Source organism: Variovorax sp. GW821-FHT09B01 (genome assembly GCF_059418345.1).
On the sequence record NZ_JBWKPQ010000013.1, the window covers coordinates 18309 to 40409 of the forward strand.

22 protein-coding genes are annotated in these 22101 nt (G+C 71.3%); 17 read left to right on the plus strand and 5 right to left on the minus strand.

Features of this window, described 5'->3' with window-relative positions:
* Window positions 1-66: 66 nt before the first annotated feature.
* The gene (locus AC07RV_RS28830) at window positions 67-2514 is read left to right on the plus strand and encodes a TonB-dependent siderophore receptor (RefSeq protein ID WP_296776355.1); all 2448 of its coding nucleotides are present in this window, start codon (window positions 67-69) and stop codon (window positions 2512-2514) included.
* Between the two features lie 35 nt (window positions 2515-2549).
* Entirely contained in the window at window positions 2550-3035 is a 486-nt protein-coding gene (locus AC07RV_RS28835) for a GNAT family N-acetyltransferase (protein ID WP_296776357.1), read from the plus strand.
* A 3-nt stretch (window positions 3036-3038) separates the two neighbouring features.
* On the opposite strand, the gene AC07RV_RS28840 is transcribed toward AC07RV_RS28835, so the two are convergent.
* Genes AC07RV_RS28840 through AC07RV_RS28850 form a run of 3 tightly spaced genes read right to left on the minus strand, consistent with a single transcriptional unit; the run spans window position 3039 to window position 6098 of the window.
* Entirely contained in the window at window positions 3039-4262 is a 1224-nt protein-coding gene (locus tag AC07RV_RS28840; protein ID WP_057596479.1) for a CaiB/BaiF CoA transferase family protein, read from the minus strand.
* Between the two features lie 14 nt (window positions 4263-4276).
* Complete coding sequence (locus AC07RV_RS28845) at window positions 4277-5068, minus strand: enoyl-CoA hydratase/isomerase family protein (protein ID WP_057596478.1); 792 nt, start codon at window positions 5066-5068, stop codon at window positions 4277-4279.
* Window positions 5069-5114: 46 nt separating this feature from the next.
* A complete protein-coding gene (locus tag AC07RV_RS28850) occupies window positions 5115-6098 on the minus strand; it encodes a tripartite tricarboxylate transporter substrate-binding protein (RefSeq protein WP_492714801.1) in 984 nt (327 codons plus the stop codon).
* Between the two features lie 59 nt (window positions 6099-6157).
* Between AC07RV_RS28850 and AC07RV_RS28855 the strand changes: the two genes are divergently transcribed.
* The 10 genes from AC07RV_RS28855 to AC07RV_RS28900 all read left to right on the plus strand — a co-directional run bounded on the left by AC07RV_RS28855 (window position 6158) and on the right by AC07RV_RS28900 (window position 13580).
* On the plus strand, window positions 6158-6844 hold the full coding sequence (locus tag AC07RV_RS28855; protein ID WP_296776362.1) for a GntR family transcriptional regulator: 687 nt from the start codon (window positions 6158-6160) through the stop codon (window positions 6842-6844).
* 104 nt (window positions 6845-6948) lie between these two features.
* A complete protein-coding gene (locus AC07RV_RS28860) occupies window positions 6949-7536 on the plus strand; it encodes a DUF1439 domain-containing protein (protein ID WP_093340021.1) in 588 nt (195 codons plus the stop codon).
* Window positions 7533-8555, plus strand: a complete 1023-nt coding sequence (locus AC07RV_RS28865; RefSeq protein WP_296776367.1) for a glycerophosphodiester phosphodiesterase — start codon at window positions 7533-7535, stop codon at window positions 8553-8555. The genes AC07RV_RS28860 and AC07RV_RS28865 overlap by 4 nt, the downstream gene beginning before the upstream one ends.
* Window positions 8556-8581: 26 nt before the next feature.
* A complete protein-coding gene (locus tag AC07RV_RS28870) occupies window positions 8582-8833 on the plus strand; it encodes a hypothetical protein (RefSeq protein ID WP_371268778.1) in 252 nt (83 codons plus the stop codon).
* A 26-nt stretch (window positions 8834-8859) separates the two neighbouring features.
* Window positions 8860-9279: a hypothetical protein gene (locus AC07RV_RS28875; RefSeq protein ID WP_296776371.1), complete on the plus strand. Its 420-nt coding sequence runs from the start codon at window positions 8860-8862 to the stop codon at window positions 9277-9279.
* 77 nt (window positions 9280-9356) lie between these two features.
* The gene (locus tag AC07RV_RS28880) at window positions 9357-10838 is read left to right on the plus strand and encodes a TolC family protein (RefSeq protein WP_296776373.1); all 1482 of its coding nucleotides are present in this window, start codon (window positions 9357-9359) and stop codon (window positions 10836-10838) included.
* Between the two features lies 1 nt (window position 10839).
* A complete protein-coding gene (locus AC07RV_RS28885; RefSeq protein ID WP_296776377.1) occupies window positions 10840-12225 on the plus strand; it encodes a multicopper oxidase family protein in 1386 nt (461 codons plus the stop codon).
* A gap of 38 nt (window positions 12226-12263) precedes the next feature.
* Complete coding sequence (locus AC07RV_RS28890; RefSeq protein WP_296776380.1) at window positions 12264-12776, plus strand: cupredoxin domain-containing protein; 513 nt, start codon at window positions 12264-12266, stop codon at window positions 12774-12776.
* A 19-nt stretch (window positions 12777-12795) separates the two neighbouring features.
* The gene (locus tag AC07RV_RS28895; protein WP_296776381.1) at window positions 12796-13254 is read left to right on the plus strand and encodes a DUF411 domain-containing protein; all 459 of its coding nucleotides are present in this window, start codon (window positions 12796-12798) and stop codon (window positions 13252-13254) included.
* Between the two features lie 35 nt (window positions 13255-13289).
* A complete protein-coding gene (locus tag AC07RV_RS28900) occupies window positions 13290-13580 on the plus strand; it encodes a copper-binding protein (RefSeq protein WP_296776384.1) in 291 nt (96 codons plus the stop codon).
* On the opposite strand, the gene AC07RV_RS28905 is transcribed toward AC07RV_RS28900, so the two are convergent.
* Window positions 13577-14875, minus strand: coding sequence for an NAD(P)/FAD-dependent oxidoreductase (locus AC07RV_RS28905; protein WP_296776385.1), 1299 nt, complete (start codon window positions 14873-14875; stop codon window positions 13577-13579). The two genes, AC07RV_RS28900 and AC07RV_RS28905, sit on opposite strands and share 4 nt — an antisense overlap.
* A gap of 47 nt (window positions 14876-14922) precedes the next feature.
* Between AC07RV_RS28905 and AC07RV_RS28910 the strand changes: the two genes are divergently transcribed.
* The 5 genes from AC07RV_RS28910 (at window position 14923) to AC07RV_RS28930 (ending at window position 20249) form a co-directional block, all read left to right on the plus strand.
* Window positions 14923-15957 carry a P1 family peptidase gene (locus AC07RV_RS28910; protein ID WP_296776388.1) on the plus strand — a complete coding sequence of 345 codons (1035 nt, stop codon included), beginning with the start codon at window positions 14923-14925 and terminating at the stop codon, window positions 15955-15957.
* 18 nt (window positions 15958-15975) lie between these two features.
* On the plus strand, window positions 15976-17496 hold the full coding sequence (locus AC07RV_RS28915) for a TAXI family TRAP transporter solute-binding subunit (RefSeq protein ID WP_296776391.1): 1521 nt from the start codon (window positions 15976-15978) through the stop codon (window positions 17494-17496).
* A gap of 48 nt (window positions 17497-17544) precedes the next feature.
* Window positions 17545-19299, plus strand: a complete 1755-nt coding sequence (pabB, locus tag AC07RV_RS28920; RefSeq protein WP_296776394.1) for an aminodeoxychorismate synthase component I — start codon at window positions 17545-17547, stop codon at window positions 19297-19299.
* 70 nt (window positions 19300-19369) lie between these two features.
* Entirely contained in the window at window positions 19370-19879 is a 510-nt protein-coding gene (locus tag AC07RV_RS28925; protein WP_296776397.1) for a MerR family transcriptional regulator, read from the plus strand.
* Window positions 19785-20249 (plus strand): carboxymuconolactone decarboxylase family protein, encoded by a 465-nt coding sequence (locus tag AC07RV_RS28930; RefSeq protein WP_296776400.1) that lies wholly within the window; start codon window positions 19785-19787, stop codon window positions 20247-20249. Before AC07RV_RS28925 ends, AC07RV_RS28930 begins: the two co-directional genes overlap by 95 nt.
* Before the next feature lie 18 nt (window positions 20250-20267).
* Here AC07RV_RS28930 and ettA read toward each other — a convergent pair whose 3' ends face one another.
* Window positions 20268-21929 (minus strand): energy-dependent translational throttle protein EttA, encoded by a 1662-nt coding sequence (gene ettA, locus AC07RV_RS28935; RefSeq protein ID WP_093340042.1) that lies wholly within the window; start codon window positions 21927-21929, stop codon window positions 20268-20270.
* Between the last annotated feature and the right edge of the window lie 172 nt (window positions 21930-22101).

Genomic DNA, 22101 nt, shown 5'->3' on the forward strand with positions numbered 1-22101 from the left:
ATTTGCTTTCTCGCGGCACCTGTCAAGTGAGGGCTTCTTTTTCAGCAATCACTTCGAGAGACCACCATGCCGACCAACGGGCGCCAGCCGCGACACCAGAAGAACAAGCATCCAGCTCAGGGAATTTCAGCCACGGCGCTGTGCGGCCTCGCGCTGCTGGGCGCGCAGATGGGCCTGCCGGGCACGGCCCGCGCCCAGGCACCGCAGGCGCAGGCCGCGCGCCAGACCTACGACGTTCCGGCCGGCCCGCTCGCGCCGGCGCTGCGCAGCTTCGCGAGCGCGGCCAACCTGCCGCTGAGCTTCGTCGCCGAGCAGACCGACGGCAAGCGCACGGCCGGCCTGCGCGGCCCCTTCACGCCGCAGGAGGCGCTGGCCGCGCTGCTGGCCGGCACGGGGTTGCAGGCGCTGCGGCTGGACAACGGCGGCTACGTGTTGCGCAGCCAGCCCGCGCCCACAGAATCCGCGCCGACCGCGCCCGTCACGGGCAACGGCAGCCTCCCCGCCGTGCAGGTGACCGCAAGCGCCGAGCGCGAAAGCGGCAACGGCCCCGTGCCCGGCTATGCCGCGCGCATCAGCGGCACGGCCACCAAGACCGACACGCCGCTGATCGAGGTGCCGCAATCGGTGTCGGTGATCGGCCGCGAGGAAATGGAGGCGCGCGGCGCGCAGGACGTGATGGAGGCGCTGCGCTACACGCCCGGCGTGACCACCAGCACCTACGGTCCCGACAACCGCGGCTGGGAGTACGTGCTGCTGCGCGGCTTCAACTCGTCGACCACCGGCGTCTACCGCGACGGGCTGGCCCAGGCCTCCTTCGTTCCCACCTACTACCTGACCGAGCCCTATGCGCTGGAACGCGTGGAGGTGCTGCGCGGCCCGGCGTCGATGGTGTTCGGCCAGGCCGACGCGGGCGGCATCGTCAACCGCGTGAGCAAGCAGCCCACGGGCGAGCGGATCCGCGAGATCGAGCTGCAGTACGGCAGCTACCAGCGCCAGCAGCTGGCCTTCGACCTCGGCGACCGGATCGGCAGCGACGCTGTGCTGAGCTACCGGCTGGTCGGCCTGAGCCTCGACAGCAACGACCAGGACCGCTACCCCGACGGCCGCAGGCTCAACCACACGCGCACCTACATCGCGCCCTCGCTGCGCTGGCAGCCGAACGCGGGCACCTCGCTGACCGTGCTGGCCGAGTTCCTGCGCAACAACACGGCCGAGGATCCCTACTACCTGACGCAGAACTACGCCCTCTCCTCGATCAAGGTGGGCGACCACAGCTTCGGCCAGCTCAAGCAGACGCAAGGCGCCATCGGCTACCGCTTCGAGACCGCCCTGGGCGACCAGTGGACCCTGCGCCAGAACTTCCGCTACAGCCGCGTCGACCCGAGCCGGCGCGTGGTCTGGGCCGACGCGCTGGGCGAGGACCAGCACACGCTGTCGCGCATCGCCAGGACCTGGCGCGATCCCGTGAACCTCGCGACGCTCGACACCAGCGTGCAGGGCAGGCTGCAGCATGGCGATGTGCAGCACACGCTGCTGCTGGGCGTCGACTACAGCGACCAGAAGGGCCGGCAACGGCGCTTCATCGGCCCGGCGCCCAGCCTCGACCTGCTCGCGCCCGTCTATGGCCAGCCGGTGGCACTGCCCACCGAGCCGCTCGCCAACCTCGACCAGTCGACGCGCCAGCTCGGCTTCTATGCGCAGGACCAGCTCAAGTTCGGCGAGCGCTGGGTGCTCACGCTCGGCGGCCGCCAGGACCGCGTGCGCCAGGTCACCGACGACCATCTCGACAGCAGCCGCTCCCGCAAGTCCGACAGCGCCTTCAGCGGCCGGGCCGGCCTCAGCTACCTGCTGGGCAACGGCTGGGCGCCCTACCTGAGCTACGTCACCTCCTTCCTGCCCAACAGCGGCACCGATGCGAACAACGAGGCCTTCCGGCCCAGCCGCGGCAAGCAGGTCGAACTCGGCCTCAAGTTCCAGCCCACGGGTTCGCGCAGCCTGTTCACCGCGGCCGCCTTCGACCTGCGCAAGACCAACGTGGTCACCTACGACCCCGCGACCTTCGAGGGCCGCCAGATCGGCAAGCAGCGCTCGCGCGGCATCGAGCTCGAAGCCAAGGGCGAGCTCGCGCCGGGCCTGAACATCGCGGCGGCCTACACCTGGCTCGACATGAAGGTGCTCGCCAGCGCCGACCCCGACGAGATCGGCAAGATCCCGCCGCTGGTGCCCAAGCAGTCGGCCTCGGTCTGGCTCGACTACACGCTGGGCAACGGCCTGGGCTTCGGCGGCGGCGTGCGCTACGTCGGCAAGCGCCAGAACGACGAGCACAACACCAGCGCCGAACGCGGCGTGACGCTGCTCGACGCGGCGCTGCACTACGAGCGCGGCCCGTGGCGCGTGGCGCTCAACGTCTCCAACCTGGCGGACAAGAAATACAACTCGATCTGCTACCACGGCGAGTGCTACCAGGGCACGCGCCGCACGGCGACGCTCACGGCACGCTATCGCTGGCAGTGAGGACCGCGGCGGCGGGCCGCTATGCTTCGCACCCCATGCAGATCGAACCCGCCCGCCCCGAGGAAGCCCCCACCGTCGTCGCCGTGCTGCACGAGGCCGCGCAATGGCTGGTCGACGAAGGCCGCACCCTGTGGTCGGGGCCGGAGATCGCGCCCGCGCGCATCGAGCGCGACTGCGCGGCCGGCGGCTACTTCATCGCGCGCATCGATGGCCAGGTGGCCGGCGTGGTCCGGCTCGACCTCGAGGACCCGTATTTCTGGCCCGAGATCGAGGCTGGCAGCTCGCTCTACGTGCACAAGCTCGCGGTGCGCCGCGGCTTCGCGGGGCAAGGCGTGTCGAACGCCTTGCTGGTGTTCGCGCGCGAACGGGCGACGACGCTCGGCAAGCGCCACCTGCGGCTCGACTGCGTGGCCGACCGCGCACCGCTTCGCCGCCTCTACGAGCGCTTCGGCTTCGCGCTGCACAGCGAGATCCGCAAGGACTTCGGCCTCTTCGCGCGCTACGAGTTGCCGCTGGGCTGATCCTCAGGCCGCGGCGTGCTGCGCGATGACCTGCGCGCGCTGCAGCCGCTCGATCTCCTCCTCGCCGAAGTCGAATTCGCGCAGCACCTCGTGGGTCTGCTCGCCCACGCGCGGCGCGGCCGAGCGCGCATGCGGCGACACGCCGTCGAAGTGCAGCGGCAGCCCGAGCGAGCGCGTGGTGCCGCCCTCGGCATGGTCGACCTCCACCACCATCGACACCGCGCTCGACTGCGGATGCTCGAGCGCCTGCTTCACGTCGTGCACCGGTCCCACCGGCACGCCGGCGCGGTCGAGGCGCTCGATCCAGTGGTCCGCGCCGTGCGGCGCCAGCGCCTGCGTGATCAGCGCCTCGAGCGCGGCCTGGTGCGCGAGCCGGTCGCGGCCCGTGCGAAAGCGCGGGTCGTCCACCCACTCGGGATGGCCCAGCACCTCGGCGATGCGCTGCCAGTTGGCCTGGTTGCCGCCGCCGATCGCGATCGCACCCTCGGCGCAGCGGAAGGTCTGGTACGGCGCGATCAGCGGATGGGCCGTGCCCATCGGCCGCGCGATGGCGCCGCTCGAGAAGTAGGCCGCGGCGAACCAGTACATCTGCTGCAGCGAGGCCTGCAGCAGCGAGGTCTCGACCTTGCTGCCGATGCCGGTGCGCAGCCGCCGCACATAGGCCGAGAGGCTGCCGAGCGCGGCCAGGATGCCGGCATTGATGTCGGCGACCGAGTTGCCGGGCTTGGCCTGCTCGCCGCCGAGGCTGCCGGTGACGCTGATCAGGCCCGAGAAGGCCTGCAGCACCAGGTCGAAGCCGCCCTTGTCGCTCAGCGGGCCGTTGGGGCCGTAGCCGCTGATCGAGCAGTAGACGAGGCCGGGGTTCGCGGCGCGCAGCTGCTCGTAGCCGAGGCCGAGCGCATCGAGCTTTCCGCGCCGGAAGTTCTCGGTGACGATGTCGCAGCGCGCCGCGAGCCGGCGGATCACGTCCTGCCCGGCCGGCTGGCGGATGTCGACCGCCACCGAGCGCTTGCCGCGGTTGAGCATCACGAACGATGGCGCGAGCCCCGGGTCGTTGGGCCGTGCATAGCCGCGCGCATCGTCGCCGGCCGGAAACTTCTCGATCTTGATGACCTCGGCGCCCATGTCGGCCAGCATCAGGCCGCAGATCGGGCCGGCCATGATCTGCGACAGCTCGAGCACGCGCACGCCGGCCAGCGGCAGCGCGGCGGGGTCCGGTGGCGGCATTCCGTGCGCCACGCTCAATGGCCCTCGAAGCGCGGCGCGCGGTTCTCGGCGAAGGCCGCCAGGGCCTCGTGCAGGTCGCGCGTGCGCAGGCTGGCGACATGCGCCTGCTGCGCGGCGGCCTCGTCGTACTGCTGGCGCGCGGTCTCGTTGAGCGTGCGCTTCATCGTGACCAGCGGGATCGGCGCCACCGCGAGCAGCTCGTCGAGCCAGGTGCGCAGCTCGGCATCGAGCGCTTCGGGCGCGACCAGCGCATCGAGATAGCCCACGCGCAGCATCTCCTCGGCCTGGATCGCGCGCGAGGTCAGGAACAGCTTCTTGGCCGCGCCGAGCCCCAGCCGCGAGACCCAGCGGCGGATGCCGTGGCCGTAGTAGTGCAGGCCCAGGCGCGAGGCCGGCATGAACATGCGCATGCCCTGCACGCCGAGACGGAAGTCGCAGGCCAGCGCGAGGTCGGTGGCGCCGCCGTAGACCGGCCCGTGCAGCCGCGCGATGGTGACCGCGCGCGCGTTCTCGATCTCGTCGGTGAACTGCTCGAACAGGTTCTCGCCGGTGGCGGCGGCCTTGCCCAGGCGCGAGAGGTCGAAGCCCGAGCTGAAGCTCTTGCCCGTGCTCGCGAACACGATCACGCGCACCGCGGGATCGGCGTCGAGCTGGCGCAGGTAGCCGCGCAGCACCGGCAGGTCGTCGGGCTCGATGCGGTTGTGGCTGCCGGGCCGGCGCAGCGTGATGGTGGCGACGGCGCCGTCGATGGCGAGCAGCGGCGGCGCGGCGGTGTCGGCCGCGGGGTCCTGGAGGGTCGTGGTCATGCGTGAAGGTCCTTGGAGAGGAAAAGAAAAAAGGAAAAGGGGCGGGTCAATCGAAGCGGAGTTGCTGCTCGCGGATCACCTGGCCCCACTTGCGGAAGTCGGTCGCGACCAGCTCGGCGGCCGCCTCGGGCGGGCCGGCCTCGATGTCGCTGCCCGTGGCCAGGAGGCGCTCGCGGACCGCGGGCGTCTGCAGGGCGGCGTTGAGCGCCGCGTTGAGCCGTCGCACCACGGGCGCCGGCAGGCCCTTGGGCGCGGCGAGCACGAACCAGCCCTGCGCGTCATAGCCGGGCAGGCCCTGCGCGGCCACAGTCTTCACGCCCGGCAGCGCCGGCACCTCGCGCGCCGAGGTCACGGCGATGGCGCGCGCCCGGCCGCCCTGCACCACCGGCACGGCGGGCGCGATGGTGGCGAACGAGACCGCGACCGCGCCGCCCATCAGGTCGTTCATGGCCGGCGCCGCGCCCTTGTAGGGCACGTGCATCAGGTCGCTGTGGCTCGCGGCCTTGAGCAGCTCACCCGCCAGGTGGTGGATGGTGCCGTTGCCCGAGCTGGAATAGGCCAGCTGCCCCGGCTGCGCGCGCGCCAGCGCCAGCAGCTCGGGCAGGGTGCGCGCGGGCACCGAGGGATTCACCAGCACCACCAGCGGCGACTTCGAGACCACGCCCAGGTAGCTGAAGTCGCTGCGCGGGTCGTAGGGCACCTTGCGCGCGTTCGGGATGATGGTCAGCGGCGCGCCGTCGATCAGGCCCAGGGTGTAGCCGTCGGGCACGGCGGTCTTGACGGCCTCGGCGCCGATCGCGCCGCCGGCGCCGGGCCTGTAGTCCACCACCACCGGCTGGCCCAGCGCCTTCTCCATCACCGGCGCGAGGTCGCGCGCCACCGCGTCGGCCGCGCCGCCGGGCGTGTAGCCGAGCACCAGCCGCAACGGGCGGGTCGGCGACCAGCTTTCCTGCGCATGCAAAAATCCGGGCGTACCCAGCAGAAATGCAGAACCGGCCACCACGACCTTCCAAAGCAGTCTTGAAAACACCACGCGTCTCCGTTTAAATATTTATAAACGAATTCAGTATATTTTCAGATCACATCCGTATGCAACCCGGTAGAAGCCCCGTTGCCAGCCCGACGCTGGCCGAATCGATCCGCCTGTCGATCATCGAAAGCCTGGCCAGCGGCCTGCTGCAGCCCGGCCAGCCCATCGACGAGCGCGGACTCAGCGAGCGTTTCGAGGTCTCGCGCACCCCGATCCGCGAAGCCATCCTCCAGCTGGCGGCCCAGGGTTTCGTGGTGATGGAACCGCGCAGCGGCGCCTCGGTGCCGCGGCTGTCGATCCAGCTGCTGCGCGAGCTGCTGGAGCTGCTCGGCGAGCTGGAAGGCGCGGCCGCCAAGTTCGCCGCCAAGCGCATGCGCCCGGCCGAGAAGAAGGCGCTGGAAGAGGCGCTGGCCGCCTGCGCCGAGGCGTCGGCGCGCGACGACGCGCTGGCCTACCGCGATGCCAACGACCATTTCCACGACCTGATCTACGCGGCCTGCCGCAACGAGACGCTGGTCGACCAGATCCGCGCGCTGCGCACCCGCTGCGCCGCCTACACCGCCAACCGCTTCGATTCGCCGGGCCGCATGCAGCGCTCGGCGCGCGAGCACGCGGCCATCACCGAGGCGCTGCTGCGCAGCGATCCGGCCGAGGCGCAGGCGGCGATGCTGGTCCACATCTCGATCGGCGGCAGCGACTTCGCGGAGTTCGTGAGCGGGTTGCCGCAAGACCTGTTGCATGCTTGAACGGGCCCTGTCCGGCCAGCGGTGCCGGTGACGTCCTGCAACCAATCGGGCGCGAACTCGCGCGCCTGTGGCAAGCTCCCACCGCCATGCAAAGCCGCCGCTCCATGCCCTCCTCCCCGATCCGCCCGACCCGTCTGACCCGCCGCCGCGCGCTGGGCGCCCTGCTCGGCGCCTGCGCGCTCCAGGCGCCGTTCGCCGCCTTCGCGGGCTTCAACTTCTTCACCAGCGAATACACCGCGAGCCGCGACGAGCTGCAGGCGCAGATCGCGCGCCGCTTCCCGGTGGCCGAGCGCTATGCCGAGCTGTTCACGGTCGGGCTGCGCGATCCGCAGCTGGGCCTGGACGCGGGCACCAACCGCGCCGCGATCACCGCCACGCTGACCATCGCGAGCCCGCTGCTCGGCGGCGCGCCGGTGCAGGGCACGGTGGCGGTCAGCAGCGCGCTCAAGTACGACGCCGCCACGCGCGCGCTGCGGCTCGACCAGCCCAAGGCCGAGCGCATCGAGCTGCAGGGCCTGGGCGGGCGCGATGGCGAGCGGCTGCAGCGCGTGGGCGCGCTGGTGGCGCAGGAACTGCTGCAGGGCCAGCCGCTGCGCACCTTCAAGCCCGAGGAACTCACCGTCGGGCGCAAGACCTACGAGATCGGCGACATCACGGTGCTCGCCGACGGCATCAAGGTGCAACTCAAATGACACATCGCAGACGCACGCTCCTGCTCGCCCTGGGCGCCACGGCCGCGCTCGCCGCGGGCTGCACCGGCTTCGCGCCCACGCCGCGCACGCGCTTCGACCTCGAGGCCCACCGCGGCGGCCGCGGCCTCGCGCCCGAGAACACGCTGGCGGCCTTCTCCAACGCCATCGACCTCGGCGTGACCACGCTCGAGCTCGACATCGGCCTGAGCGCCGACGGCGTGGTGGTGGTGTCGCACGACACGGCCCTCAACCCCGACCACACGCGCGATGCCGCCGGCCAGTGGCTCGCGCCCGCGAACGGCCGCAGCGGGCCCACGATCCGCTCGCTCACGCTGGCGCAGCTGCAGGGCTACGACGTGGGCCGGCTCAATCCCTCGAGCAGCTATGGCCGCCAGTTCGCGCTGCAGCTGCCGCGCGACGGCGAACGCATTCCCACGCTCGAGGCGGTGTTCGACCTGGTGCGCGCGCGCGGCCCGGCCGCGGCCACCGTGCGCTTCAACATCGAGACCAAGATCGATCCGACCAAACCCGACGAGACCGCCGCGCCCGAGCCCATGGTGCGCGCACTGCTGGCCGTGATCGACACGGCACAGATGGCCGATCGCGTGACCGTGCAGAGCTTCGACTGGCGCACGCTGGCGCTGGTGGCCCAGTTGGCGCCCGCGATGTCGCGCGCCTACCTGAGCACGCCGCGCACGCTGAAGGACAAGCGCTGGACCGCCGGGCTCGATGCCACGGGCTTCGGCTCCACGCCGCGGCTGGTGAAGGCCGCGGCCGGGGCCAGCGGTGGGCCGCTCGTCTGGTCGCCGGCCTTCGCCGATCTCAACGCGGCGCAGGTGAAGGAGGCACAGGGCCTCGGCATGAAGGTGCTGCCCTGGACCGTGAACCAGCGCGCCGACATGATCCGGCTGATGGACCTGGGCGTGGACGGCATCATCACCGACTACCCTGACGTGCTGCGCGACCTGGTGCGCGAACGCGGGCTGCCGCTGCCGCCCTCGGGAAGGAGCGCCTCGTGAGCGCCGCGCTGCAACAGCTCGACACCATCGCCGGGCACATCGACGCGCTGCGCCGCCAGGGCGGTGGCCCCGCCGGCCTGCTGTCGGACCAGGCACGCGGCAGCGCCGCGCTGCTGGCCGCCCTGCCGCCGCGCTACGGCGAGGTGCTGCTGAACCTGCTCGACCGGCTCGAGTCGAGCGCGCTGTTCAGCGAGGAAAGCTGCTCGTTCAGCCAGAAAGATCTGCTCGACAACCTGTCCTTGTGGGTGGACAAGGCCCGCGCGCAGCTCGGCGGCTGAGGCACGCGGTTTATCATCGGCCCTCCATGCGCACCCTGTTCCTCGCCCTCATGATCGCCCTGCTGCCGGTTCGCGGCTGGCTCGGCGACGCGATGGCGATCGAGATGGTGCGGCATTCGATGCCCGCGGCCGAGGCCGTCGCCGGCGTGGCACAGGCGGCCACCGAGGCCCACTGCCACGAGGCCGGCGACATGGCCATGACGGCCATGGACAACGCCTCGCACGCCGAACACGCGATGGCCGACGGCCATGGCGACGGCAGCGACCACGCCAGCCACCAGGGTTGCGGCACCTGCACCGCCTGCCAGGTCTGCCACTCGGTGGCACTCGGCGGCACCGAACTCCCGGGCATCGCGCACGATGCCCCCCAGGCCGCCCCCGCGGCCCCGGCGGCTCGCTTCGCGAGCACCGAGCCCTTCCTGGGCTTGAAGCCGCCCATTTCCTGATCTCCCTGCCCGTAGTCCGTCCGCGGTGAGCCCTTGCCGGCTCGCGGCGTCGATCGTATTGCTCATGGAGATCGAGCGTGAACCCTATCGTTCGCCGGCACCTGGCCGGCCCCTTTCCCTTTCGCTGTCGAACAGCTGACGCGCTGCCCCGGCGCGCCCTCGCATTCGCCAGTGCCCTGTTCCTGGCCGGCTGCGCCAGCCTCTCGCCCGACGGCGGCACGGCCGACGTGCAGGCCCTGGTCGCGGGCAATCCCCTGATGGCGGGCCAGCCGGCCCAGCGCATGCCCGACGAGGCCTCGCGCAAAAGCGTCGACGCGCTGCTCGCCAGGCCGCTCGACGCCGAGGCCGCCGTGCGCATCGCGCTCGTCAACGGCCCGCGCGTGCAGGACGCCTTCGCCACCCTGCAGCTGAGCGACGCCGACCGCGTGCAGGCCGCGAGCCTGCCGAACCCGGTGCTCTCGTTCAGCCGGCTGGCGCAGGGCCGCGAACGTGAGCTCGAACGCATGCTGAGCTTCAACGTGATCGGCCTGGTCACGCTGCCGTGGCAGGCGCGCTGGGCCGGCCAGCGCCACGAGGCCGCCAAGCTGCAGGCCGCGCAGAGCGTGCTGCTGCTGGCCGCCGACACGCGCCGCGCCTGGGTGCGCGCGGTGGCGGCGCAGCAGAGCGTGGTCTACCTGCGCGATGCCAGGGAGGCGGCCGAGGCCAGCGCCGAGCTCGCGCACCGCATGGCCCAGGTAGGCAACTGGAGCGCGCTGCAGCGAACGCGCGAACAGCTGCTGCTGGCCGATGCCGCGGCGCAGCTCGCGCGCGCCGAGCAGGCCGCCGTGGCCTCGCGCGAACAGCTCACGCGGCTGCTGGGCCTGGCGGGCGAACGCGCCGCCTACACCCTGCCCGACCGCCTGCCGCCGCTGCCCCAGGCCGCGCCCGAGCTCGGCGACGTGCAGGCGCGCGCGCTGCGCGACCGGCTCGACGTGCGCTCGGCGCAGGCGCAGAACACGGCCGTGGCCGATTCGCTGGGCCTCGTGCATGCCACGCGCGTCATCAACGCGATGGAGCTCGGCGTGGTGCGCAACACCACTTTCGAGAACGATGCCGACCGTTCGCGCGCCACGCAGCGCGGCTTCGAGCTCGACCTGCCGCTGCCCCTGTTCGACTGGGGCCAGGCACGCACCGGCCGCGCCGAGGCGCAGTACATGCAGTCGGCCGCGCGCGTGCGCGACGTGGGCGTGCTGGCCGCGAGCGAGGCGCGCGAGGCCTGGCGCGGCTGGAACACCGCCTATGGCCTGGCGCGGCGCTACCGCGACGAGGTGCTGCCGCTGCGCAGGAAGGTCAACGAGGAGATGGTGCTGCGCTACAACGGCATGCTCGCGAGCGTGTGGGAACTGCTCGCCGAGACGCGCGCGAGCATGCTCGCGGTGAACGCCGGCATCGAGGCGCAGCGCGACTTCTGGCTGGCCGACACCGACCTGCAACTGGTGCTCACGGGCAGTTCGCCCGGCGGCATGACGGCGCTGCAGACCGCGGCCGCCAGCGACGCCCCCGCGGCGGGAGGACATTGAGATGAACCGCCGCAATTTCTTCGCGGGCGCCGCCACGGCCGTGGCCGCCACCACCGTCAGCCGCGTCTCGATGGCCGCGCTGCCCGAGCCCGTCTCGCAGAGCTCCACCGCCACGGCCGCGCCGCTGGTGCCGCCGAACGGCCGGCCCTACAACCCCGTCGTCACGCTCAACGGCTGGACCCTGCCCTGGCGCATGAACGCCGGCGTCAAGGAATTCCACCTGGTCGCCGAGCCCGTGGTGCGCGAGATGGCGCCGGGTTTCAAGGTCAACATGTGGGGCTACAACGGCCAGTCGCCGGGACCGACCATCGAGGTGGTCGAGGGCGACCGGCTGCGCATCTACGTGACCAACCGGCTGCCCGAGCACACCACCGTGCACTGGCACGGCCAGCGCCTGCCCAACGGCATGGACGGCGTGGGCGGCATCACGCAGCCGCAGATCCCGCCGGGCAAGACCTTCGTCTACGAGTTCACGGCGCGCCGCCCCGGCACCTTCATGTACCACCCGCATGCCGACGAGATGGTGCAGATGGCGATGGGGATGATGGGCTTCTGGGTCACGCACCCGAAGGCCGATCACCCGCTGATCGAGAAGGTTGATCGCGACTTCTGCTTCCTGCTCGGCAGCTTCGACGTGGAGCCCGGCAGCGCCACGCCCAAGGTCAGCACCATGACCGACTTCAACCTCTGGAGCTTCAACAGCCGCGTGTTCCCGGCCATCGACACGCTCAACGTGCGCAAGGGGGACCGCGTGCGCATCCGCGTGGGCAACCTCACGATGACCAACCACCCGGTGCACATCCACGGCCACGAGTTCGAGGTGACCGGCACCGACGGCGGCCCCGTGCCGCGCACCGCGCGCTGGCCCGAGGTGTCGGTCGACGTGGCGGTGGGCCAGATGCGGCAGATGGAGTTCATCGCCGACGAGGAAGGCGACTGGGCGCTGCACTGCCACAAGGCGCACCACACCATGGGGCCGATGGGCCACGAGGTGCCGACCATGATCGGCGTGGACCACAAGGGCGTGGCCGAGAAGATCAGGAAGCTGGTGCCCGACTACATGGTGATGGGCGACAAGGGCATGGCCGACATGGGCGAGATGGAGATGCCCATTCCCGACAACACGGTGCCGATGATGACCGGCACCGGTCCCTTCGGTTCGGCCGAGATGGGCGGCATGTTCACGCTGCTCAAGGTGCGGCGCGACCAGAAGCCCGGCGACTACCGCGACCCGGGCTGGTTCAGGCATCCGCCGGGCACGGTCGCGCGCGAAGTGCCGAACGCCAACGTGCCGCCGGCCCCGCGTGCGAAGGCACCGGCGCCATCGGCCAGCGAGCCCGATGCCAGCGTGCGCAAGCCCTCGGGCCATGGCGCGCACCAGCACTGAGTCCGCTCATCCCATTTCCATTTTTTGGAGTTCCATCCATGAACAAGACACTCAAGCTCGCCGCCGCCGGCCTCGCGCTCGCGGCCTTCGCCACCGCCTCGCTGGCGCACGAGAACCACGTCGCCAAGCCCAAGGGCGCGGCCGAACTCGCGCCCGAGCAGAAGCCCTGGGGCATCGTCGGCAAGCCCGGCGCCGTGAAGCGCACCATTGACATCGCGATGGCCGACGACATGACCTTCACCCCCTCGGTGATCGAGGTGCGCGAAGGCGACACGCTGCGCCTGCGCTTGAAGAACAAGGGCAAAGACCTGCACGAACTCGTGCTCGGCACCACGGCCGAGATCGAGGCCCACGCGGCCATGATGAAGAAATTCCCCGGCATGGAGCACGACGAGCCCTGGATGGCGCACGTGCCGCCGGGCCAGACCGGCGAGCTGGTCTGGACCTTCAACCGCGCCGGCGACTTCGACTTCGCCTGCCTGGTGAAGGACCACTACGAACTCGGCATGGCCGGCCGCGTCCGCGTGCTGCCCGCCGCCGGCAAATCCTGAAATCCCGAAAGGAACTCCCATGCAAAGAAGACGACTGATGCTGGCCCTGGCGTCCACCGCCGCCCTGCCTTTCATCGCACCGGCGGCGCGCGCCGCGGCGCCGATGGTCGAGATCTGGAAGGACCCGAACTGCGGCTGCTGCCAGGACTGGGTCAAGCACCTCAACAGGAACGGCTTCGCCACGCGCGTGCACGACGAAGGCAACGCGGCCGCGCGCAAGCGCCTGGGCCTGCCCGAGAAGCTGGGCTCGTGCCACACGGGCCAGGTCGGCGGTTACGCCATCGAGGGCCACGTGCCCGCGCGCGAGATCCAGCGCCTGCTCAAGGAGAAGCCCAAGGCCGTGGGCCTCGCCGTGCCCGGCATGCCGGTCGGCTCGCCGGGCATGGACGGTCCGGCCTACGGCGACCAGCGCGATCCCTACGACGTGCTGCTGGTGCTGGCCGATGGCGGCACGCGCGTGTTCCAGAGCTACCGATGAATCCTCCGATCACCCTGCAAGAAAGACCGATCACCATGAAGAAATCGCTCGCCGCCCTCGGCGCCCTCCTGTTCGCCGCCGTCGCCTTCGCGCAGACGGCCCTGCCGCCCGTCGAGGGCGAGGTCCGCAAGATCGACACCGAGGCGAACAAGATCACCTTGCGCCATGGCGACATCCCCAACCTCGAGATGACCGGCATGACCATGGTCTTCCGCGTGAAGGACCCGGCGCTGCTCACGCAGGTGAAGCCCGGCGACAAGGTGCGGTTCACGGCCGACAAGGTCGATGGGGCGCTCACGGTGTTGTCGATCGCGCCGGCCAACTAGGCGAAACGCTGCGGCGCGAACGGCGCCAGCGCGATCTCCGGCGCCAGCCCCGCCATCGCCTGCGCCGCCAGCCGCCCGGTGCGCGCCGAGCCGCACAGCCCCACGTGCCCATGGCCGAAGGCCAGCACCACGTCGGCGCTGCCGGCGGCGGGGCCGATGCAGGGCAGGCCGTCGGGCAGGCTCGGGCGATGGCCGAGCCAGCGCTGCACCTCGGTCCCTTCGGGCGGCGCGTCGGCGAGCGCGGGAAACATCGAGCGCAGGTGCGCGTGCAGGATCTCGGCGCGGCGCCAGTCGGGCGCGGCCTCGAGCCCCGCGATCTCGACCTGGCCGGCGGCGCGCAGGCCGCCGTTCATCCAGTGCGCGATGAGCTTGCCGTCGGCCACCATCACCGGCGTGCGCGGGCCCACCGCCGCCTTCGGCAGCACGACGTGATAGCCGCGCTCCGATTCCAGCGGCACCGGCGAGCCGGCCGCGGCGGCCAAAGCGCCCGAGCGCGCGCCGGCGCAGATCGCGGCGGTGTCGCAGGCGATCTCGCCGGCTTCCGTGCGCACGGCGCGCAATCGCCCGCCCTCGATGCGGAAACCGGTGGCGCGCGCGGCCACGCGTTCGGCGCCGAGCGCACGCGCATGCGCGGCCAGCGCCGCCACGTAGGCACCCGGGTCGCGGCAGTGGCCGGCCTCGCCGACGTGGATGCCCAGCGTGTAGCGCGCATCGAGGTCGGGCTCCTGCCGGCGCAGTTCGTCGGCCTCCCATTCGCTCCATCGCACGCCGGTGCGCGCACGCACGCGCCAGGCCAGCGCATCGCCCTCGAACTCGGCACGCGAGCGGTAGGCATGCAGCAGGCCGCGCTGCTCGATCAGTTGCGGCACGCCGGCCTCGGCCGCCAGCCGCGCATGCAGCGCGGGCGCGTCGACCAGCAAGGTGCGCAGCGCGTCGGCGATGCGCTGCACGCGCGCCTCGGTGGCGCCCGAGGCCAGGTAGCGCAGCAGCCAGGGCAGCGCGCGCGGCAGGTAGGGCCAGCGCACCGCCAGCGGGCCCAGCGGATCGGCCAGCCAGCCCGGCACCTTGCGCCAGGCGCCCGGCAGCGCGGGCGGCACCACCGAATGCGAGGAGAGCCAGCCCGCGTTGCCGTAGCTGGTGGCCTGCGGCGCGCCGGGCTCGCCCGGCTCGACCACGGTGACGCGCAGGCCCGCGCGCAAGGCCTCGATGGCGGTGGCGCTGCCCACGGCGCCCGCGCCGATCACCACCGCATGGCGCCGCGCGCCGGACTGGAAACCACTTCTTTCAACTGTCATGGCGCCCATCGTAGGGGCCACGCGGCATGGTTCCATAATCGGCCGCCATGTCCGCCACGCCTTCCCACGCTTCCCCTTCCTCTTCCGACGGTGCCATCACCGACGTCGCCGGCATCGAGGTCGGCCACTTCTCCGACACCCGCCGGCCCACCGGCTGCACCGTGATCATCACGCGCGAAGGCGCGGTGGCCGGCGTCGACGTGCGCGGCGCCGCGCCCGGCACGCGCGAGACCGACCTGCTCGCGCCCGGCAACCTGGTGCAGCAGGTGCACGCCGTGATGCTCGCGGGCGGCAGCGCCTGGGGCCTGGCCGCGGCCGAGGGCGCGATGCGCTGGCTCGAGGAGCGCGGCGTGGGCATGGACGTGCGCTTCGGCACCCTGCCGATCGTGCCCGCCGCGGTGCTGTTCGACCTGCCGATGGGCGATGCCCGCATCCGGCCCGATGCCGCGGCCGGCTATGCCGCCTGCGAGGCCGCGGGCCGCGAGGCGCCGGCCGAGGGCAACGTGGGCGCCGGCACCGGCGCGCTGGTGGGCAAGCTGTTCGGCGTGCAGCGCGCGATGAAGGGCGGCATCGGCACCGCCTCGGTCACGGTCGGCGGCGTCACGGTCGGCGCGCTGATCGCGGTCAATTCGCTCGGCGACGTGATCGATCCCGACACCGCGCTGCCCGTGGCCGGCGCGCGCACCGAGGACGGCCGCGCGCTGCTCGACACGCGCCGCGCCCTGCTGCGCGGCGAGCTGCCCAAGCCGCTGCTGGCCGGCACCAACACCACCATCGGCGTGATCGCCACCGACGCGGTGCTGACCAAGGTACAGGCCAACCGGCTCGCGACCGTGGCGCACGACGGCCTGGCGCGCGCCATCAATCCCGTGCACACCATGAGCGACGGCGACACCCTGTTCGCGCTCGCCACCGGCCGCGTGCCGCTGGCGGCCGACGGCCCGGGCATGACGGTGCTCAGCGCCATGGCGGCCGAAGTCACCGCGCGCGCCACCCTGCGCGCGGTGCTGGCGGCGCGCTCGGTGACGGTCGGCGAGCTGCACATCCCCTCGGCCGCCGAGCTCGGCACCGCGCCGCGCTGACCTCACGAGCGAGACACCATGGCCTTCCCGAGAACCCTCAAGCTGATCCTGCTGTCGATCCGCGACCTGATCGCCTCCGCCGGCCCGATCCTGTTCCTCGTGATCGGCCTGTTGATCGCCGCCTACTGGTGGCTGCAGCCGCAGCCGCCCAAGCAGGTCACGCTGGCCACCGGTCCCACGGGCAGCGCCTACGCGCAGTTCGGCAAGCGCTATGCCGAGTCGCTGAAGCTCAGCGGCATCGAGGTCACGCTCAAGCCGACCTCGGGCTCGTCGGAGAACCTCGAGCTGCTGCGCAAGGGCGAGGCCGACGTGGGCTTCGTGCGCGGCGGCAGCGCCGACCCGGTGGCCGACGAGGAGGCCGGGCTCAGTTCGCTCGGCAGCCTGTTCTTCGAGCCGATCTGGCTGTTCTACCGGCCCGACGCGATCACGCGCGCGCCCGACAGCGTGATCGCGCAGCAGGCGGCGGAGGCCGAGAAGGCGAAGAAGGCGGCCAAGGCAGCCGCGAAGGGCCGCCATGGCGCCGAGCGCAAGAAGGCCGCACCGCCGCCCGCGCAACCCGTCACGCCCCCCGCACCGATCCCGCTGACCTCGCTGACGCAGCTGCGCGGCCTGCGCGTCAACGTCGACATGCCCGGCAGCGGCCTGCCCGAACTCATGGGCCGGCTGCTCGAGGCCAACCGGCTCGCGCCCGACGCGCTGCTGCTGTCGAACCTCGAGCAGTCCGCGGCCGCCGAAGCGCTGCAGGCCGGGCTGCTCGATGCGATCGTGCTGTCGTCGGCGCCGCAATCGCCGCAGGTGCAGCGGCTTCTGCGCGCGAACGACATCCGGCTCATGGATTTCGTGCAGGCCGACGCGTACACGCGGCGCTTCCCCTTCCTCTCGGCCGTGACCCTGCCGCGCGGCGTGGTCGACCTCTCGAAGGACCTGCCGGCCGGCGACGTGTCGCTGCTGGCCGCCACCACCTCGCTGCTGTCGCGCGAGGACACCCATCCCGCGCTGCGCCAGCTGTTCGCGCAGGCCGCGCAGCACCTGCATGGCGGTGCCGGCTGGTTCAACCGGCCGCGCGACTTCCCGAACACGCGCACCAGCGAACTGCCGGTGAGCCCCGAGGGCGACCGCGCCATCAACGGCACGCCGCCGTTCTGGCAGCGCTACCTGCCGTTCTGGGCCAGCAACCTGATCGAGCGCATGTGGCTGGTGCTCGGCGGCCTGCTGGTGCTGATGCTGCCGCTGAGCCGCGTGGTGCCGCCGCTCTACCAGTTCCGCGTGCGCCGCCGCGTGTTCCGCTGGTATGCGCGGCTGCGCGACATCGAGGGCAAGGTCGACGGCCAGCGCGGCGATCCGGCCGAGCTCACGAAGGAGCTCGACGAGCTCGACCGCGTGGTCAACCGCGTGGCGGTGCCGCTGTCGTATGCCGACGAGCTCTATGCGCTGCGCAACAACATCTATGCGGTGCGCAAGCGGGCGCTGGCGCGCGGCGCCGGTGCGCCGGCCGGCCCCGCGATGCCAGCGCCGCCTTCGCCTTCCGCACCGCGCTGACCGGTACGCGGCGCCAGCGGGCGCCGCTGCCTTTTCCCAAGACCCATCGTGCCCACCCTGATCGACTTCGCCGACCCGCGCACCGATGGCGCGCAACGGCTGCGCCTGGCGTTCGGCGCCCCTTCCCGCACGCTCGTGGCGCGCAACCTGGCCGAGGTGCGGCCCGTGCTCGCGCAGGCCGAGGCGCTGGCTCGCGCGGGCCACTGGTGCGTGGGCTACCTGCGCTACGAGGCGGCCGCGGCCTTCGATGCCGCGTTCGAGACGCATGCGGGCGACGACGGGCCGCTGGCCTGGTTCGGCGTGCACGACCAGGCCCTGCCCTGGCCCGAGCACGCCCCGCCCTCTCCCTCCAGCCCGCCGATCGCCTGGCGCGACAGCCTCTCGCGCGCCGACTTCGATCGGCAGATGCAAGTCATCCACGCGGCGATCGCCGCCGGCGGCCTCTACCAGATCAACCACACGGCGCCGCTGCTCGGCGAATACGCCGGCGACCCGCTGGCCCTGTTCGCCGCGCTGCGCCGCAACCAGCCCGCGGGCTACGCGGCCTTCATCGACAGCGGCGAGGAGCAGGTGCTGTCGCTGTCGCCCGAGCTGTTCTTCGACTGGCACGGCGAGCGCATCCTCGCGCGCCCGATGAAGGGCACCGCGCCGCGCGGCGCGACGCCGGCGCAGGACGTGGCCCAGGCGCATCGGCTGCGCAGCGTGCCGAAGGAGCGGGCCGAGAACGTGATGATCGTGGACCTGCTGCGCAACGACCTGTCGCGCATCGCGCAGCCCTTCTCGGTGCGCGTGCCGCGGCTGTTCCACACCGAGGCGCTGCCCACCGTGTGGCAGATGACCTCGGACGTGGAAGCCGCGGTGCGGCCCGGCACATCTCTGGTCGACGTGTTCGATGCGCTTTTCCCCTGCGGCTCGGTCACGGGCGCGCCCAAGGTGGCGGCGATGCGGCTGATCCGCGAGCTCGAGCAGGCGCCGCGCGGCGTGTACTGCGGCGCGGTCGGCGTCCTGCGGCCCGGTGGGCATGCGACCTTCAACGTGCCGATCCGCACCGTGACGCTGCGCGGCGGCCAGGCACGCTGCGGCATCGGCAGCGGCATCACGGCCGATGCCACGGTCGACGCCGAATGGGCCGAGTGGGGCCACAAGCGGGCCTTCCTGGGCGCGGGCGACGTTGCCGAGGCGCCCGGCTTCGAACTGCTCGAAACGCTGGCGCTGGTCGACGGCACGCTGCGCGATGCGCCGCTGCACATCGAACGCATGGCCGGCGCGGCCGCCCACTTCGGCTTCGCCTGGGATGCCGCACGCGTCGAGGCAGCGCTGCAATCGCTGCACGATGCGCATGCCGAAGGCACCTGGCGCGTGCGCCTGCTGCTCGATGCGCGGGGCCTGCCACGCGCCGAAGCGCATGAAATGGGCGCTGCGCCCCACCGCGTGAAGCTGCAGCTGGCCGACCGCCCCTTCGACGAGGCGCACAGCGACTTCACGCGCTTCAAGACCACGCGCCGCGCGCACTACGAGGCCTTCGCGCCGACCCTTCCCGAGGCCTTCGACACGCTGCTATGGAACCCCGCGGGCGAACTCACCGAATGCACGCGCGGCAACATCGCGCTGCGCCTGGACGACGGCCGCTGGGTCACGCCGCCGCTGCGCTGCGGCCTGCTGCCCGGCATCGGGCGCGCGCAGCGGCTGGCCGAGGGCTCGCTGGTCGAGCAGACGGTGCGGCGCGAGCAGCTCTCGCGCGTGACCGCGCTAGCCTTCGTCAACAGCCTGCGCGGCTGGATCGAGGCGGAACTCGTCCCCTGAATCGCCGCATCGGAGGAAGATGCGAAAAGCGCTTGACTTAGAGCGCGCTCCAACTTCGAGAATTCTCCCCATGGAAAGCAACCTGAGCATCACGGAAGTGGCACGGCGCACCGGCCTCACGGCCCACACGCTGCGCTACTACGAACGCATCGGCCTGATCGCAGCCGTGTCGCGCGCACCGGGCGGCCAGCGCCGCTATGCCGCCGCCGACATGGAATGGCTCGCTTTCCTGTTGCGCCTGCGCGAGACCGGCATGCCCATCCAGGGCATGCAGGCCTTCGCCGGGCTTCGCAGTCAGGGGGACGCGAGCATCGGCGAACGCCGCGCGATGCTCGAATCGCATCTCGCCGAGGTTCGCTCGAAGGTGGAGGCGCTGCAGCAATCGATGCAGGCGCTGGCGCACAAGATCGAGCACTACCGCGGGATCGAGGCCCGGCGTCCCTCTTCATCGGGCAATGCCCCGGCTTCAACGAAGAGGAAGAAACATGCAGCAGCAACACCAGCCCCATCCGACGACCAGCCAAGCGACCGGCGAGCGCTACGCGCGCGGCCTCGCGAAACTGCAGCAGATCGACGGTGAAGGCGGCATCAAGGTCGTCGAAGGCCTGGCCGACATCGCACCCGACTTCGCGCGCCTGCTGATCGAGTTCCCGTTCGGCGACGTCTATTCGCGCCCCGGCCTCGACCTGCGCTCGCGCGAGATCGCGGTGGTGGCCGCGCTCACCGCCATGGGCAATGCCGCGCCGCAGCTCAAGGTGCACATCCAGGGCGCGCTCAACGTCGGCGTGACGCGCGAGGAAGTGATCGAGGTGATCATGCAGATGGCGGTCTACGCGGGCTTCCCCGCCGCGCTCAACGGCCTGAGCGCCGCCCGCGAGGTGTTCGCGGCCGACGATGAAAAAAACGCGCGGCCCCTTGCGGAACCGCGCGCCCTGGTCGAGCCAGCCTGACGAAGGCCGCAGCAGGCCTTACTTGAGGGCCTTGAAGCGCACGCGCTTGGGCTTGGCGCCCTCTTCGCCCAGGCGCTTCTTCTTGTCGGCTTCGTACTCCTGGTAGTTGCCGTCGAAGAACACCCATTGCGAGTCGCCTTCGGCGGCCAGGATGTGGGTCGCGATGCGGTCGAGGAACCAGCGGTCATGGCTGATCACCAGCACGGTGCCCGCGTACTCGAGCAGCGCGTCTTCGAGCGCGCGCAGCGTTTCCACGTCCAGGTCGTTCGAGGGTTCGTCCAGCAGCAGCACGTTGCCGCCCTGGATCAGCGTCTTGGCCAGGTGCAGCCGGCCGCGTTCGCCGCCCGACAGGTTGCCGACCTTCTTCTGCTGGTCCTGGCCGTTGAAGTTGAAGCGGCCCGCGTAGGCGCGGCTGGCCATCTGGAACTTGCCGACGTTGATGATGTCCAGGCCGTTCGAGATGTCTTCCCACACGGTCTTGTTGTTGGCCAGTTCGTCGCGGTGCTGGTCGACGAAGGCCATCTTGACGGTCTGGCCCACCACCACCTCGCCGCTGTCGGGCTGTTCCTTGCCGGCGATCAGCTTGAACAGCGTGGACTTGCCGGCGCCGTTCGGGCCGATGATGCCGACGATGGCACCCGCGGGGATGTTGAAGTTCAGCTTGTCGATCAGCAGGCGGTCGCCGAAGCTCTTGCTCACGTCCTTGAACTCGATCACCTGGCTGCCCAGGCGCTCGGCCACCGGAATGAAGATTTCCTGCGTTTCGTTGCGCTTCTGGTATTCGACGTCGCTCAGCTCCTCGAAGCGGGCCAGGCGCGACTTGCTCTTGGCCTGGCGGGCCTTCGGGTTCTGGCGCGACCATTCCAGTTCCTTCTTCAGGGCCTTGGCGTGGGCTTCCTCGCTCTTCTGCTCCTGCGCCAGGCGCTCGCCCTTCTGCTCGAGCCAGGTGCTGTAGTTGCCCTTCCACGGGATGCCGCGGCCGCGGTCCAGTTCGAGGATCCACTCGGCGGCGTTGTCGAGGAAGTAGCGGTCATGGGTGATGGCCACCACGGTGCCCGTGAAGCGCTGCAGGAACACTTCGAGCCACTCCACCGATTCGGCGTCCAGGTGGTTGGTGGGTTCGTCGAGCAGCAGCATGTCGGGCTTGGACAAGAGCAGCTTGCACAGCGCCACGCGGCGCTTCTCGCCACCCGACAGCAGGCCGATCTTGGCGTCCCACGGCGGCAGGCGCAGCGCGTCGGCCGCGATCTCGATCTGGTGCTCGGAATCGGTGCCGGCAGCTGAAATCACCGCCTCGAGCTCGCCCTGCTCGGCCGCCAGCGCGTCGAAGTCGGCGCCTTCCTCGGCGTAGGCGGCATAGATCTCCTCGAGGCGCGCCTTGGCGGCATTGACCTCGCCCATGGCCTCGTCGATCGCGTTGCGCACCGTGTGCTCGGGATTGAGCTTGGGCTCCTGCTCGAGGTAGCCGATCGACAGGCCGGCCATCGGAATGGCTTCGCCCTCGATCTCCTTGTCGACGCCGGCCATGATCTTGAGCAGCGAGGACTTGCCCGAGCCGTTCAGGCCGAGCACGCCGATCTTGGCGCCGGGAAAGAAGGACAACGAGATGTCTTTCAAGATCTGCCGCTTGGGCGGCACGGTCTTGGAGACTCTGTTCATGGTGTAGACGTACTGGGCCATCTTCTGTGTAGGACTGCTGATTGCTGAGGTGGCGAAAGCCGGAAAAAGCCGAAATCCCCTGGAGGAAGCCCCTGGAAGACGGCGGCAGGCCCGGCGCGCGGAATCGCGGAAACGGAGCGCGAAAAGCAGTGATTATCGACTCATGCGACAATCGCCACCGTGCCGGGTCCAG